This window comes from Clostridium sp. FP1 (genome assembly GCF_011065975.2).
Taxonomy (GTDB): domain Bacteria; phylum Bacillota; class Clostridia; order Clostridiales; family Clostridiaceae; genus Clostridium_AD; species Clostridium_AD tagluense.
The window spans coordinates 1,733,724-1,748,139 of record NZ_JAAMNJ020000001.1; the positions used below are offsets into that span (position 1 = coordinate 1,733,724).

The 14,416-nt window shown below is 34.4% G+C and carries 15 protein-coding genes, 1 tRNA gene and 2 pseudogenes; 11 read left to right on the plus strand and 7 right to left on the minus strand.

Annotation, left to right across the window (positions count from 1 at the left end):
- Positions 1-64: 64 nt before the first annotated feature.
- Positions 65-364, plus strand: a complete 300-nt coding sequence (gene eutM / locus G9F70_RS08415) for an ethanolamine utilization microcompartment protein EutM (protein WP_164944933.1) — start codon at positions 65-67, stop codon at positions 362-364.
- Between the two features lie 162 nt (positions 365-526).
- On the plus strand, positions 527-1,180 hold the full coding sequence (locus tag G9F70_RS08420) for a heterodisulfide reductase-related iron-sulfur binding cluster (RefSeq protein ID WP_164944932.1): 654 nt from the start codon (positions 527-529) through the stop codon (positions 1,178-1,180).
- Between the two features lie 154 nt (positions 1,181-1,334).
- Here G9F70_RS08420 and G9F70_RS08425 read toward each other — a convergent pair whose 3' ends face one another.
- From G9F70_RS08425 to G9F70_RS08435, 3 genes are all read right to left on the minus strand, one after another.
- Positions 1,335-2,105: a helix-turn-helix domain-containing protein gene (locus G9F70_RS08425; RefSeq protein ID WP_164944931.1), complete on the minus strand. Its 771-nt coding sequence runs from the start codon at positions 2,103-2,105 to the stop codon at positions 1,335-1,337.
- Positions 2,102-3,301, minus strand: coding sequence for a sensor histidine kinase (locus tag G9F70_RS08430; RefSeq protein ID WP_164944930.1), 1,200 nt, complete (start codon positions 3,299-3,301; stop codon positions 2,102-2,104). Before G9F70_RS08430 ends, G9F70_RS08425 begins: the two co-directional genes overlap by 4 nt.
- 242 nt (positions 3,302-3,543) lie before the next feature.
- Positions 3,544-4,683 (minus strand): 1-propanol dehydrogenase PduQ, encoded by a 1,140-nt coding sequence (locus G9F70_RS08435; protein WP_187352980.1) that lies wholly within the window; start codon positions 4,681-4,683, stop codon positions 3,544-3,546.
- 296 nt (positions 4,684-4,979) lie between these two features.
- Between G9F70_RS08435 and G9F70_RS08440 the strand changes: the two genes are divergently transcribed.
- From G9F70_RS08440 to G9F70_RS08465, 6 genes are all read left to right on the plus strand, one after another.
- Positions 4,980-5,894, plus strand: a complete 915-nt coding sequence (locus tag G9F70_RS08440) for a phosphotransferase (RefSeq protein WP_164944929.1) — start codon at positions 4,980-4,982, stop codon at positions 5,892-5,894.
- Between the two features lie 485 nt (positions 5,895-6,379).
- Positions 6,380-7,471 (plus strand): hypothetical protein, encoded by a 1,092-nt coding sequence (locus G9F70_RS08445; protein WP_164944928.1) that lies wholly within the window; start codon positions 6,380-6,382, stop codon positions 7,469-7,471.
- 1 nt (position 7,472) lies between these two features.
- Positions 7,473-7,739 carry a hypothetical protein gene (locus G9F70_RS08450; RefSeq protein ID WP_164944927.1) on the plus strand — a complete coding sequence of 89 codons (267 nt, stop codon included), beginning with the start codon at positions 7,473-7,475 and terminating at the stop codon, positions 7,737-7,739.
- Between the two features lie 293 nt (positions 7,740-8,032).
- Entirely contained in the window at positions 8,033-8,416 is a 384-nt protein-coding gene (locus tag G9F70_RS08455) for a hypothetical protein (RefSeq protein ID WP_164944926.1), read from the plus strand.
- Complete coding sequence (locus tag G9F70_RS08460) at positions 8,409-9,023, plus strand: DedA family protein (RefSeq protein WP_164944925.1); 615 nt, start codon at positions 8,409-8,411, stop codon at positions 9,021-9,023. Before G9F70_RS08455 ends, G9F70_RS08460 begins: the two co-directional genes overlap by 8 nt.
- A gap of 106 nt (positions 9,024-9,129) precedes the next feature.
- Positions 9,130-9,221, plus strand: a tRNA-Ser gene (locus G9F70_RS08465).
- A gap of 133 nt (positions 9,222-9,354) precedes the next feature.
- Here G9F70_RS08465 and G9F70_RS08470 read toward each other — a convergent pair.
- The 4 genes and pseudogenes from G9F70_RS08470 to G9F70_RS08485 form a co-directional block, all read right to left on the minus strand.
- Positions 9,355-9,696 carry a hypothetical protein gene (locus G9F70_RS08470; protein ID WP_164944924.1) on the minus strand — a complete coding sequence of 114 codons (342 nt, stop codon included), beginning with the start codon at positions 9,694-9,696 and terminating at the stop codon, positions 9,355-9,357.
- Positions 9,697-9,845: 149 nt separating this feature from the next.
- Positions 9,846-10,157: a hypothetical protein gene (locus G9F70_RS08475; protein ID WP_164944923.1), complete on the minus strand. Its 312-nt coding sequence runs from the start codon at positions 10,155-10,157 to the stop codon at positions 9,846-9,848.
- A gap of 563 nt (positions 10,158-10,720) precedes the next feature.
- The gene (locus G9F70_RS08480) at positions 10,721-10,945 is read right to left on the minus strand and encodes a hypothetical protein (protein WP_224617475.1); all 225 of its coding nucleotides are present in this window, start codon (positions 10,943-10,945) and stop codon (positions 10,721-10,723) included.
- Between the two features lie 79 nt (positions 10,946-11,024).
- Positions 11,025-11,404 (minus strand): annotated as a pseudogene (locus tag G9F70_RS08485) (NUDIX hydrolase); the annotation flags it as partial.
- A 28-nt stretch (positions 11,405-11,432) separates the two neighbouring features.
- On the opposite strand from G9F70_RS08485, the pseudogene G9F70_RS08490 reads away from it, so the two are divergent.
- The 3 genes and pseudogenes from G9F70_RS08490 to G9F70_RS08500 form a co-directional block, all read left to right on the plus strand.
- Positions 11,433-11,582, plus strand: a pseudogene (locus G9F70_RS08490) (MerR family DNA-binding transcriptional regulator); the annotation flags it as partial.
- A 321-nt stretch (positions 11,583-11,903) separates the two neighbouring features.
- Positions 11,904-13,418, plus strand: coding sequence for an alanine/glycine:cation symporter family protein (locus G9F70_RS08495; protein ID WP_164944922.1), 1,515 nt, complete (start codon positions 11,904-11,906; stop codon positions 13,416-13,418).
- Positions 13,419-13,623: 205 nt separating this feature from the next.
- Positions 13,624-14,397, plus strand: coding sequence for an MBL fold metallo-hydrolase (locus G9F70_RS08500; RefSeq protein WP_164944921.1), 774 nt, complete (start codon positions 13,624-13,626; stop codon positions 14,395-14,397).
- Positions 14,398-14,416 lie beyond the last annotated feature (19 nt).

Below are 14,416 nucleotides of genomic sequence, written 5' to 3' on the forward strand. Positions count from 1 at the left end.
AATTTATATAAATTATAGATAATAATTTCAAAAATAAAAAATAAAAAATTAGGAGGAAATAAAAATGAAATATGATGCATTAGGAATGATCGAAACAAAGGGTTTAGTTGGGGCTATTGAAGCTGCAGATGCAATGGTTAAAGCAGCAAATGTTTATCTAGTTGGTAAAGAATTTGTTGGTGGTGGTCTAGTAACAGTAATGGTAAGAGGTGACGTTGGTGCTGTAAAGGCAGCAACTGATGCAGGAGCTGCGGCAGCGCAACGTGTTGGAGAATTGATTTCTGTTCATGTTATCCCTCGTCCACATGCTGAAGTTGAAGCTATTCTTCCTAAAACTCTAAAGATAGAAGAAGAAGCAAAATAGATTGCATGTTGCCATTTAAACAAATAATGGTTGATTATTAAATGTAGGGCTGTTGCACAACTAAAAAATATTTAGGGTGTAACAGCCCTAATTTTTTTGTTAAAACTAAAATGCGGCTTTCCAAACTACCGACATAAGTCAACACTAAAGGAGGGCAAAATTATGAATCAAGTATTTGCACCAGGCTGCACTTTGATGTTATACAAACCGAAGCTTGTAGATAAACTTAAAATGATTATAGTCTCAGAGTTTGGCGAGATGCCCACACTTTTGACTTGCTGCTTTCACGATCCTAAATTGGATCAGGGTACACGAGTAATTACTGTATGTTCAGCTTGTGACAAAAGTTATAGAGAATTATATGAAGGAATCAGAGCGGTATTATTTTGGGAGGTACTGGCTAATAGTGTGACTTTTAATTTCCCTGACTATAAAGGCGTAGAAATGGCTATACAAGATACTTGTTACAGTCGCAAAGAGGAAAGATACCTGAACGCCATTCGTAAATTGTTAGCGAGAATGAATATAAAAGTTATTGAGCCTAAATTAACAGGGTCCAAAGCAATTTGTTGTGGGGACCATTTTTATGGAAAGCTACCTGTAGAACAAGTCAATGAGCTGATGAAAAAACGTGCACAGCAAATGCCTTGTGAGGAAGTTGTGGTCTCTTGTGTTTCCTGCATCAAATCCATGTACATTGGGGGAAAAAAACCACGATTTATTATTGATTTGTTGTTTAGAGAAGATACACTAACAGATAATTATGAAACTCAGAGTTGGCACAAACAAATGGAAGCCTTTATTGAGGCACATTAAAAATTTAAATAATTGTAAAGATATGTGACTGGAATGCATGAGGTAGACATAAATATACTAAAGTGTAGAGCAGGTTAAAAAATATATTTAAAATCCACAACTAAGGCCTATACAAACCTTGGTTGTGGATTTTAAATATATTAACACCGCAAGTTTAATCCGACGGTTTTGACGCACATATATGTTTTCTATACTTATTGGGAGTCATGTTCATTTTCGCACAGAATACTCTGTTAAAGTAAGACGGATCCGAGAAGCCACATTCAATTGAAATCCGGTAAGCGGGATAATTAGTTGTCTCGAGCAATCTGCAAGCATATTGAATTTTTAAATTAATTACATATTCTGTAAATGCAACACCCATTTCTTTTTTAAAAACATGGCTGAAATATTTGGGATTCATAAACGCCTTAGATGCAACTATTTCTAAAGTCAATCTTTCTCTGAAATGCTCTTTAATATATTTTATGGATTCTTCGATAAAGTTATGAAGGTATTCCTTGGGCTCTGTGCTTTTTTCCTCATGCACAGCCTCCACTAGCACAGGAGATTCGGCTACCGAGTCCAACATTTTGTGAAAAATATGTTTGAAGGCGTTGGGCTTGATGGGCTTTAATTGGTATTCGAAAACCCTAAGTCTAATAGCTTTCTGTGCATAGGGAAAGTCGGAGTAGGCGGACAAAACGGTGATACACACGTTAGGCAGAAATTTTCTGATCTCCGCAATGGCACTCAGACCATCCATTTCAGGAATCATTACATCCATTATGATAATGTTCGGTCGATACTGCTTTGCTAGTTTGACGGCCTGAACCCCGCTTTCGCAGGTCAGTAGCCTATCTTCGGTGGAAAGATCCTCCAGTACAACTGTTTTGAGGAACTCTTGTTCAAGCATTTCATCTTCCACAATTAAGACTACAATCATAGCGATACACCCCCAACAGGGTGGGTAGGAATAGTTATGGTAACGGTACTTCCGCTATAGTCAGATTTTACTATTGTAAGTCCGTATTGTTCTCCGTAATATCGTTTTAAACGTTTGTCTGTATTCCAGAACCCTAGACCTGATTTATTTTCAGACTGTTGTATGTTCTGCAAAACATCCTTTGGAAAACCGTTTCCATTATCCATAATGGAAATAACGATTTCGTTTTTATATTCTTCAGCATAAATACTGATTTTACCTCCGTCCCGCTTTGGAGTGATACCGTGGATAAGAGCATTTTCAACAATGGGTTGGATAACCATGTTGGGGATTCTGTAAGACTTAATATTCTCAGGGATGTAGCTGTCATATACCAGACGATTTTTAAATCTTACCTTCTGGATATACAGATATTTCTTAATGTTGTCAATTTCGGCACCAATGGTGTGAAGCTGGTCATCCTGTTTTAAATTGTACCGCAGTAAATCGGAAAGGCAATAGATAAGTTCCTCCGTTTTAGAATGCTCAAAATATGCAATGCGGGCGATACAGTTCAAGGTATTAAACAAAAAATGGGGATTCACCATCAGGGACATGTTTTTAGCTTCTAAATCGATGATCTTTTTCTCCAGTATGTCCTTTTCAATGGACAGCCTTACCGCATCTAGATCGGCATGACTGACGCTTTCGGATAAATCAAGAGAAATATTTTTGGCAATGTGGCCGCACAATTGCTCATGTACTTTAATTTTATTTGATTCCACGGTTTTCAGCGAGAGAATGGATTTGGCTATAAACTCCAATTCAGGAGTTTTATCCCTTTGGAGGGACTGGACATCAATCATGAGTTTTTGATATTCATTACCCTCCAAATATGTTTGTACACCGCCTATATAACCCAAAATTTTATCCTGCACCTTTATGGGAAAAAGGATGTTTTCAAGCCCATATCGGCAGACAAATCTATCCTCACCGCTGGGCTTTAATCGGCATCTGTAGTCTGGGCATACCCCAGCTTTATTTTCCTGGCATATATAGGTACAAAAATCCGGAGATGGAATAAACTCAAACAAAATATCTCCATTTGTATCTACCAAAAATAGGGAGAGATCTGAGAGAGATAAAATACTCATGTAGCGGGTATATAAAATATTGGAGGCTATTAATTTTTTCAGCAGATTATTAGTTTTATTCATGCTTATAGCACTCCTTTTCTGCCATGTAATTTATATTCAAAAGAAAAAAATGTTGAAGTTCTATGGGCTTAAAAGTCTCTTTCGAATCTGATTATGGCTTATTAATTATTATAATGTACAATAGTATAAAAGTAAACAATCAGCAGTATGTTTTTTCGACGAATTTCGTCAAAAAAAGAGGCTAAAACTCAGGTTTTAGCCTTTTTTTATTCTATCTCATTCTTTATGATTTTGGAAACTTATTAATAGCATTTTTGATAGATACTAATAAGTTCTTCCTTAGAAGGCTGTCTTGGATTAGTTGGTGTACAACGATCTAGCATGGCTGTTTCGGCCATATGCGAAAGCGATTTTTCAAACTCGCTTTGATCAACTCCAAGCGCACGAATATTATCTTCGACCCCCAGAGCTTTTTTTAGGCTACCTACAGCCTGAATGAAATTCACAGCTCCTTCACGGTGCGTTCGGGCCGGAAGCTGCAGAACCATTGCTAGTTTTGCGTACTTTTCCGTAGCATAACCGTTGGCACTTCCCCTTAAATCGGCATTATATTCCATCACCGCATTAAGCACGAGCGCATTGGAGCGACCGTGAGCAATGTGAAAAGTCGCCCCAATTGCGTGGGCCAAACTGTGATTTATGCCAAGATTCGAATTTGTAAATGCCATTCCTGCCATGCAGGAAGCGTTTTGAACACGATCTCTTGCATCGGAATCCTTTACGTCCTTGTAAAGCTTCTCAATGTTCTCGAAAATCAGTTTTACTGCTTTTTCCGCAAGAGCGTCTGTAAAGTCCGTTGCGTTTGTGGAAACATAGGCTTCGATGGCATGAACCAGAACATCTATGCCAGTATCCACAACCACACGCTGTGGAACATGCTGAATACAGGTAGAGTCAAGTATGGCAATGTCTGGTGCGATAAACTCATCTACGATGCATACCTTTTCCTTACCGGAAGTAATAACGGCAAAGTCCGTTACTTCTGAGCCCGTTCCACTTGTGGAGGGAATTGCAATAAACAGCGGTTTTTTCATTTCACGACCAGCTGCGCTTTTAAGCTTCCAGGAAAAATACAGAATTCCCTTGGCAGTATCGATGGCAGAGCCTCCGCCCATTGCAACTAGGACATCTGCATCGCTTTCTTCGTATAGCTTAAGCCCCTCAGCAATTACATTGACATCCGGATCAGGGCGCACCCCTGAAAAAACAACGGAGCTTATTCCTGCCTTGCTTAGGTAATCTACCACATTTTGAAGATATCCCAGCTTTTCCATTATGGAGTCCGAGACAATAAATGCTCGGGATCCAGTAATTTGTTCTAAAACTTGTATGGATTGCTTATTAAAATAAACCTTGGATTTCAATTTAAACGTGTCTTCCATGATTTTTACCTCCTATTCTTTGCTGCTACAGTAAGAATTATTTCCAGTAACTAAAATGACTGATAATATATGATATCATACAAAACAATTAGTTTATTGCAGATTCAATATATAGTTTTAGCACTATTGTATCTAGTTAAAATCCCACATTGTACAATATTGCTTTTATTGAACAATAGCTACTTTAAAACTATGATTTTTCCGTTTTTCCTTTTTTGATATAGAAATGTGCTATAATAATAATATATTCAACATTTATAAAATAATAAATTAATATATGTGTGGTGGGATTATTAATGGAAATGGAACAATTAGTACAAAAAAAACTGCGTCTCGTCTTTAATGACGATAGCATTATATTCGATAAATCCCGTTTTGCAGGCGGACTTACCAATTACAACTACTTTATGAATATCAAGGGAACTGAATATGTTGTACGGCAACCGGGTGGCATGACCAATAAGATGATCGACCGAAAAATTGAAAAGATCAACAATCGCATGGCCTCGGAGTTTGGTCTGAATTGTGAGTGTGTTTATTTTGATGATGTAAGCGGTATTAAAATCAGCGTATGCATTAAAAACAGCAAAAACATTGCCCTTATTGATCCATGCTGCATCGCGAACTTGAGAGCTGTTTCTGGTCTGCTGAAAAGAACCCACTCTAGCCCAAAGCATTTTCCTAATTCCTTTGATTGGCAAACGGAGCTTAATAAATATGAACAGATTATTCAAGACCTTAATGGCGGTTTTTTCTTTGACTACTCTACACTTAAAAAAGAATTGGTTGATTTTATGCAAAAAAATATTAAAAATACAATTTCTGTACCTTGTCATAATGACACAGTGCCTGAAAACTTTGTTGTGGATGACAATGGCAGAACTTACCTTGTAGATTGGGAATATTCTGGAATGAACGATCCAAGCTGGGATGTGGCTGCTTATATCCTTGAATCTAGACTTACCGAAGAGGCAATACAATATTTTCTTTTGGACTACTATGGCCAATTTCTGACGCCAGGAGAAATATTAAAAATAAAATGCTACATGGTAGCGCAGGATTTGCTTTGGATGGTATGGGCCATGATTAGACACTACAGTGGCGATGATTTTCTCGACTACTGCTGTGCCAGATATGAACGCTTTCAGAAGAATGTCAAAGCAATCACGGTTTCAGGAGATTGCTCCATTGCCGATATGGTAAAGAACTAGGAAGTCATAACGGTTGGTAGAGAAAGTGTGTTTTGATGTTTGAAGTGCACCCCATAAATTGAATGGACACAACTAAAAAAGAGTTGTGTCCATTCAATTTATGGGGTGTTTTTATGGTAAATAAACCATAAATTTCTCTTATGGTGTCTTGATTTAAACTATTAGTGCAATAAAGTAACGATAGTACAAAAACTTCAAAAAATTGGCGGATATAATGCAGTAAAAAATTGCACTTTATGCCATGAAAAAATCTCTTATTAAGTTATATTAGTAGGGGGTATGTAAGCTGGAGCCGGCATTCGTTGTTAGGGAAAACGGTTTCCAATTTTCCCCTAAGTAAGGTTAAATTTTAAGGAGATTAAAGTTGCATAAAACTCTGCAAGAAATTTCTAATGACTGTGTTAAGAAAAAAAGGTCATTATAAATTATAAATTACAATTTAATGATAATATACTAAAAATATTTAAAAGAAGGGGGTTTTGTTTATGAGCGAAGTGACAGGAACAGTTAGTGCCTCGGCAATTGCTGCTAAAAAGAAGTTATCATCACAATTTTACAAAAAGGGTATATCAATCGCTTTATTCTCAGGTCTTATGTATGGATTTTATTCAGCATTTTTGACATTAGGTATGTCTAAGGGGGTTTGGGGTGATTGGTATGGTACTAACACGGCCGGTTTATCAGCTTTTGCTATTACATATTTACTAGGTGCACTTGGTAGTGCGGTAAATGATACTTGTAGTGCTGTTTGGGCATTACTTTATGCAGGGGTTAAAGGTAAACTTGGAGATTTCTTTAGATGTATTAATACTACTCCAGGTCGAGTGATGATTTTAGCGGCTCTTATAGGAGGTCCTATTTCCAGCACAGCTTATGTTGTTGGTCTTCAGATGGCTGGTTCAATAGTTATTCCTATTACTGCCCTTTGTCCAGCTATTGGTGCTATTTTAGGTAAAATATTATTCAAACAAAAATTAAACAAGCGTATGATGGTAGGCATTGGTATTTGTGTTCTTGCTAGTTTTATGATTGGTAGCACAAGTATTGGTGGAGATGCACCAAAAGGTAGGTTCCTGGGTGTTTGTATTGCTTTCATCGCTGCTCTTGGTTGGGGCTTTGAGGGTTGCGTAGCTGGTTACGGTACATCTATGATTGACTCTGAGATTGGTATTACTATCCGTCAGACAATATCAGGTCTTTCAAACTTAATTATTTTAATTCCTATTTTCGGTATAATGGCAGGTGGCGTTAAGATTTCAAATGGCCTTGTTGTTCAGGCGTTTACAAGTGGTCCTGCTATGATTTGGTTTGCTGTAAGTGGTCTTTGTGCATTCGTTTCGTATATGAGTTGGTATAGGGGTAACAGCATGTGTGGTGCCGCTCTCGGTATGGCGTGTAATGGTACATACTCATTCTGGGGACCGTTCTGTTGTTGGATTATACTTGGCGTATTTAGCGGTATGAAAGGTTGGTCATTACCGCCTATCGCTTGGATGGCTGCTGTATTAATGATGTTTGGTATCTTAGTAATATCTATGAATCCAATGGACTTGTTTAGAAAAAAGGAGGTAAATTAGTATGAAAGCTCTTAACTATGCTATTTTAAAACATTTCACAAAAGTTAAAGAAGCCTGCGCTGAAGACGTTATTGAAGCTCTAAAAGGCGAATATGCTAATTTCAAAGCGTTTAAAAGAGAAGATGTAATCTCAGCTTTAATGACAGCTGAAGCTAATGGCCTTCTTGAAGAAACAAGATTTAATATGGATAAGGCAGATGTCTTAAGAGTTTACTATCATGCAAACGAAGAAGGCGCAGCTACAATTAATAAATACATTAAAGACTAATAATTTGGATTAGGATTTGAATATTAATATTTATTTTAATAAAGGGTGTATTTTGTACCTAATTATGGTATAAATTACACCTTTTGTTTTTGAATTATTGTTAGTTTATTTAGAATAACATCTAGTTTTTTATACATCTCTTTATTTTTATTAATATTAAAAATCTATATCATAATTATAATTGATATGAGTCTGTTTGCTAGGGTTTGATGACTTCATTATCACTTATTGAATCTAGTGGTATATTCTATTATAATATGTATAATACACTATTATTAGAGTGAGGGGATTTAATGAGAAAAAATGTAAAAACGGCTATATTATCAGTTTTAATTATTATAACTACATTTATAATAATAAGACGTTTTACGGTACTATATTTTGAAGTTAAAAATATTGACTTACCTACCAAAGCGAGTAGACAAATTGGAGATATGAGTACTCATAAATGGATAACAGTAAAAAAAATGTCTAGAAAATATAATATAAGTGAAGAAGAAATCTTTAAAACTCTTGAGATTGTTCCGCAGAAGGGTGATGAAAATTTATATATCAAAGACCTAGGCAAAAAACACAATAAGACTTTAAAAGATATGAAGGACAATTTAAAGAAAATAATAGAAAGTGATAAAAATATACAAGGTAATAGAGAGATAGAAGGTAGAAAACATGAGTGAATTTAGTAATTTACTAATAGAATGTTTTCGAAACTATAATATTTGGTTTTTAAGTAGTATCATTGTACTTCAGTGTATAGGGATTCCGACAGGAGCATCTTTACTTGTAATGGCATCTGGAGCTTTTGCTTATGCTGGTGAATTTAATGTGGTGAGTCTTTTACTAGAAATTTGGTTTTTTTCATGGGTTGGGGATAATATTGCTTATATTATGTGGAGATTTATCGGACATAAAGCTTTAAACAGGCATTATAAAGTAAAAACTTACGTTAAACCTAAAATATTGAAAGCTAAAAATTATTTAAATAAACATGGAAGAAGTTCAGTTTTTTTTAGCAGATTTATAATATCGGCTATGGGACCTTTTATAAATGCTGCAGCAGGTCTTTCACGATATAAATTTTCGACATTTAGTTTGTTTGTCGCTTTAGGTGAATTGTTTTGGACTTGTATATACTTGGGACTAGGATATTGGTTTGGGGATTCATTTGAAACTATAGTTCCTATAGTAACAGGATTTGGACAATTCATAACTTACATAGCAATTTTAATTATTGCTCTATACTTTTTTATTAAAGCAATTAGAAACAAGAAGAGTAAACGCTAGTCATTATGGTTCTTGTTTTCAAAATGGATATCCTTAGCTATAATTTTAAAAATATACTTTAAATAAAATTTAAATATGTTATACTGTAAAAGGTAACTTATTATATGGAGAGATGTCCGAGTGGTCGAAGGTACCTGCCTCGAAAACAGGCGAAGGGGTTATTCCGTTCCGAGAGTTCAAATCTCTCTCTCTCCGCCAAGGATTTTAAAGGGTTTATAAGTCTTTTTCATATTTTCTATATACAAATACATTCAAGATAGTACGTATGATTTTTCGAAGGAAAAAGAGAAGTTATGCGTACTTTTTGCCTTTTCTATGGTTATTAAGAACATTAGGTCTTAACCTTTATTTTCACTTTCCTATAAATAAGTTGTAAAAATGAAACCGAAGTATCATATTTGTGATAGTGGTATATTAATGCCTGCTGCATAGACATAAACCATAGAAACAGTGGTATTAACAACAATATCGTATTCGTTAGTGTATATATAGTTTTTCTTGTGTAAAAACTATATATTATTAGAAGTGAAACTAACATACACGTTATTATGACACTATCATTATAAGACATTTCAATAGGTATATCACTTGTAACTACCATTTTATATACCCATATTATTAGTACGAACGTACTTACACCTATGCCAATTAAAATATCCTTTATTTTGTTCATGCTTACTTAAACACTCCTATCTTTCCCGTATCATTAAATATTTTAGAGATATTTAATGAAAGATTACTATTGTGACACAATATTTTACAAGATTGGAATAACTATAAAGACACAATTATTCCAATCTTTAAGAATATCATAAGAAAAGATTATACAATGCTATTAACGATTTTTGACAATGATAACGGGCTAACTATTATTGGTGAGTTAGCATTAGGTATAGGTAGTGGTTGTACTCTAGATTTGCCATTTGTTACTGGTGTCGATACTCTAATTCCTCCATTTTCAGTATGCTCTTTACTATCTGGAACATATTCCTTTTCAGTTGATTTAATTATTATTCTGCTAGTCTTATCTTCAATTCTATTACTATCATTATTAATGAAATTAATAGATAGTAAAGCAATGCAACTAATAAAAACCATATATAAAATATACTTATGACAGTGTTTTAATTTCAAGACAGACCCTCCTTTTTATTCCGTCATACATTACAAGTACGGAACATATTGTACTTACGATTGTGCCATATATTTACATAAAGTATTACAGGGAACATAGAGATTATGTTGATGAAAATATTGATAAAACAGGGTATTGACGATGTAGTATAGCGTAGGGTAAACAAAACAAAAGCAGAGTTACAAAGAGGATTACGAATTTTTCTTTATGTATATTGTTAATGCCTTAATTAGCAAGTAAACTAAATAGATTATAATTGCGTATCCTAGAATACTAATTATGCACATAAACATTATCGTGAATGCTTTACTCAATTCTATTCCACTCTTTAAGTTGTTTAACATTTTTAAAAAAATAGCAAACATCTCATTAAATATATTCCATATATTGAAAAAAAAGAACGTGGAAATTGTTTTGGGATTAATTGGATAAGGAGAAATCTTACTTTTTTTTGATATTTTTGAATGCTACAATGAAATATGTTTGTAATACAACAATTTTATAAAGAATGAAAAAAAGGCAGGATATTTCCCTGCATTATTTATTAATCCCACTATAGTGATTAGTTATTAGTAGTTTTCCAGACTTTGTGATAAAATATCTCTTTAAAGCCTTCTTTTGTATATCCTTTATTAAATGCCATGTGCATACATGGATTTTTTTGCGATGACATCAATATCCAACCATCATGTAGTAGGGTATTTGTTAATTGTTCAAGATTGCGTTCATTATCTATTTCCAATAAAATATAAATAATCTTTACTTCGCCATAAAATAAGTTTGACATAACTCTTTAACTGAGAAATGTCTTCAGATATCGCTGATATGCCCTACGCCTATCAAGTTTTACACTTTTTGACTTACCATTATTCGCAAGTGACAATATGCTCAACATTATCCCTCGAATTAAGTAGCTTATCTGCAAAAAAAAGCTTGGATATGCAACATAATCTTTTAACTTATCGATTGGCAACCAATGCATATATTCACGTACACCTTGTGAATAGCTGTTGCTATCCAACTCTTTTGTACCTCTTGATTTCATTAGAAAATAAAATGCAATTTCATGGCTCTTCAAGCCATCAAAAAAATTCTCATGAATAAACGCTAATCTGTCAACTTCATATGCAATTCCCGTTTCTTCAAATACTTCTCGCTTAACTGCATCTTCTGCCCTTTCTCCTAAATGCACTCCACCACCTATAGAATAATAGTAAGAATTCAATTCATTTTTGATATAAATGAGAAAATACTTAAGAAGGCGGTAAAATCATATGATAATTTCAGAAGTAAGTAAAAAGTTTGATCTTTCACAGGATACACTCCGCTATTATGAACGAATCGGACTGTTTCCTAGTGTAAATCGAAATAAAAGTGGAATGAGGGATTATACAGAAGAAGACTGCAGGTGGGTCGAATTTATTCACAATATTCACAATAGTTAATACAATGAATGGGTTTTGAATGTTTTATTCGTACCATTCTTTTTTTATTTATTATAATTATCGGTAAATAGTAAATTTGTTAATTAAATAGCTAGGCTAGATACATAGAAACACTCTAAATTTATTGATGAAGTAAAACTTTAATTAGATTTAAATATAATGACAAATTTAATGGAAAATTGTAATAATAGAATGAAATAAAGAATAATGTTGCAAAAAAACATTGAAATATGACGAAAAAGGTGATAATATTGGTTTATGTTATTTTAACCTGAAAATATTTATACAAAGGGGGACATTATGGATTTATTAAAACTATCAAGTAGTTTAGACAACTTCTTCTGGGGAAAAGTAATTATTTTCCTATGTATCGGTGCTGGTATTTTCTTTTCGGTTATTATGAAATTCCCACAAGTAAGACTAATCAAAGACATGGTTGGTCAGTTAATCGGTGGTAAAAGCTCAGAAACTGGAGTATCTTCTTTCCAAGGCTTTGCAATGGCTTTGGGCGGACGTGTTGGTACTGGTAACATTACTGGTGTTGCTAGTGCAATTTACTTTGGCGGCCCTGGTGCGGTTTTCTGGATGTGGGCAATCGCATTCTTAGGTGCAGGTTCAGCTTTCATCGAATCATCTTTAGCTCAGGTATGGAAGGAAGAGGTTCACGGTGAGTATCGTGGTGGTCCTGCATACTATATCGAAAAAGGATTACACAGCAAATTCTTCGGTAGGGCATTTGCTATACTTGCAATTCTTGCTTGTGGAGTATTGCTTCCAGGTATACAATCCAACTCATTCGTTGTAGCTGCTGGTACAGCATTTCCTGTATCGCCCTTGGTTTGGGGTATAGTTTATACAGTAATAACTGTAGCGGTAATTTTTGGCGGTGGTAAGAGAATTGCAAAAACTGCTGAATTTGTAGTTCCATTTATGGCTATAGCGTACATTATATTAGCACTAGTAATTCTTGGTGTTAATTTCTCGAAAATAGGTGATGTATTCGGTTTGATATTTAGCTCAGCATTCGGTGCTAATGCTATGTTTGGTGGTGTTTTTGGTAGCGCAGTAGCATGGGGTGTTAAAAGAGGAATATTCTCAAACGAAGCAGGGCAAGGTACTGGAGCTCAAGCCGCAGGTGCTGCTGAGGTTTCACACCCAGCTAAGCAAGGACTTGTTCAAGCCTTCTCAGTATATGTTGACACATTATTCGTATGTACTGCAACAGCTATAATGATCCTTGTAACAGGTTCATATAACGTTATATCTGCTAGCGGTGGATTTATAACTGAACTAGTTCCTGGAATAAACAAGGGTAACTTTACACAAACAGCTGTAAGTTCATTTATTCCTGGATTCGGTGGCGCTTTCGTTGCAATAGCGTTATTCTTCTTCACTCTTACAACTGTTTTTGCATATGCATTCTATACAGACTCCAACGTAGGTTATCTATTTAAGGACAGCAAAAATGTTAAGGCTTATAAGATAACTCTTAACTGCTTTAGAGCTATACTAGCTGCTGGTGTATTTGTTGGTGCTATAGCACAAGCAGATATTATGTGGAACTTCGGTTCGGCAGGTGTTGGTGCCATGGCTTGGTTCAATGTAATTGCAATATTATTACTATATAAGCCAGGAATCGCTACACTTAAGGACTATGAAGCTCAAAAGAAGCTTGGCATTGACCCTGTATTTATACCATCAAATTTAGGTATTAAGGGTGCTGAGTTATGGGATACTATAATTCCAAAGACTTACGCAAAAGAGCTTGAGGCTTATAAGGCAGCAACAGAAGGTAAGAAAAAAACTGATAGTTAATAATTAAATATCAAATAGAAGCAGGGGACTCTAAATTATTAGGGATTCCTGCTTCTATTTCTATGTATCCATTGTGTTGCAACTTATTATATTTATTGACAATACGCAGATAATTATTGTAGATACTCTATGTTTTAAATGGCAAATCATTGATAAAATAAAATTATAAAGTAAAGCTAAGGGCTTAAGTAAAGGAGGAGTTAAAATGAAAAAAAATTATAAGAGAGGTTATGTATACGTTTTAAGCTTTATATTAACTATTTGCATGATGAGTGGGGTAGCATTTGCGAGAGACATAAATAGTCCTTTAGAAAAAAAATCTTCTTCTATTAAATGGAATGGGCATGCTTCTTTTACAATTACTAATGGGAAAGGAACTAGAATTGTAACAGATCCTTTTGGAGATGGTATTGGATATAAGGTTCCAGAATTATATGCTGAAATAGCTACTGTTAGTCATGATCATTTTGATCATAATAATTTAGGCGCGATTAAAAGCAATTTTACAGCTATAAGAGAAAGAGGCAAATTTAAAATTAATGGTATAAAAATTAAAGGGACAAAAACATATCATGATACTGAAGGTGGAGCTCAAAGAGGTGAGAATACAGTATATAACTATAATATTGATGGTGTAAACCTATGTCATTTAGGTGATTTAGGACATGAATTATCAAAGGAGCAAATTGAAAGTATTGGCAAAGTAGATATATTAATGATTCCAGTAGGAGGATTATATACAATAGATGGGGAAGTAGCTGCTAAAGTTGTTAGTCAATTAAATCCTAAGGTTGTTATACCAATGCATTATCAAACAGAAGTGCTTGTTCCTGAATTTGGAAAATTATCAAAGGTAGATAGCTTTATAGAGAAAATGAATAATTGGCAAGTAGTTAAAGCAGACACCTTTACTTTTAACAAATCAGAAATAACAAAATCAAAGGAGAAAAAAATAGTTGTATTAAATTTCAATAAGTAAAATATTTACAAAGTTAAAG

Excerpts from the sequence above, each read along its gene's own strand:
- eutM (WP_164944933.1), top strand. The coding sequence starts at position 65 with ATGAAATATGATGCATTAGGAATGATCGAAACAAAGGGTTTAGTTGGG.
- G9F70_RS08420 (WP_164944932.1), top strand. The coding sequence starts at position 527 with ATGAATCAAGTATTTGCACCAGGCTGCACTTTGATGTTATACAAACCG.
- G9F70_RS08425 (WP_164944931.1), bottom strand. The coding sequence starts at position 2,105 with ATGATTGTAGTCTTAATTGTGGAAGATGAAATGCTTGAACAAGAGTTC.
- G9F70_RS08430 (WP_164944930.1), bottom strand. The coding sequence starts at position 3,301 with ATGAATAAAACTAATAATCTGCTGAAAAAATTAATAGCCTCCAATATT.
- G9F70_RS08435 (WP_187352980.1), bottom strand. The coding sequence starts at position 4,683 with ATGGAAGACACGTTTAAATTGAAATCCAAGGTTTATTTTAATAAGCAA.
- G9F70_RS08440 (WP_164944929.1), top strand. The coding sequence starts at position 4,980 with ATGGAAATGGAACAATTAGTACAAAAAAAACTGCGTCTCGTCTTTAAT.
- G9F70_RS08445 (WP_164944928.1), top strand. The coding sequence starts at position 6,380 with ATGAGCGAAGTGACAGGAACAGTTAGTGCCTCGGCAATTGCTGCTAAA.
- G9F70_RS08450 (WP_164944927.1), top strand. The coding sequence starts at position 7,473 with ATGAAAGCTCTTAACTATGCTATTTTAAAACATTTCACAAAAGTTAAA.
- G9F70_RS08455 (WP_164944926.1), top strand. The coding sequence starts at position 8,033 with ATGAGAAAAAATGTAAAAACGGCTATATTATCAGTTTTAATTATTATA.
- G9F70_RS08460 (WP_164944925.1), top strand. The coding sequence starts at position 8,409 with ATGAGTGAATTTAGTAATTTACTAATAGAATGTTTTCGAAACTATAAT.
- G9F70_RS08470 (WP_164944924.1), bottom strand. The coding sequence starts at position 9,696 with ATGAACAAAATAAAGGATATTTTAATTGGCATAGGTGTAAGTACGTTC.
- G9F70_RS08480 (WP_224617475.1), bottom strand. The coding sequence starts at position 10,945 with ATGTCAAACTTATTTTATGGCGAAGTAAAGATTATTTATATTTTATTG.
- G9F70_RS08495 (WP_164944922.1), top strand. The coding sequence starts at position 11,904 with ATGGATTTATTAAAACTATCAAGTAGTTTAGACAACTTCTTCTGGGGA.
- G9F70_RS08500 (WP_164944921.1), top strand. The coding sequence starts at position 13,624 with ATGAAAAAAAATTATAAGAGAGGTTATGTATACGTTTTAAGCTTTATA.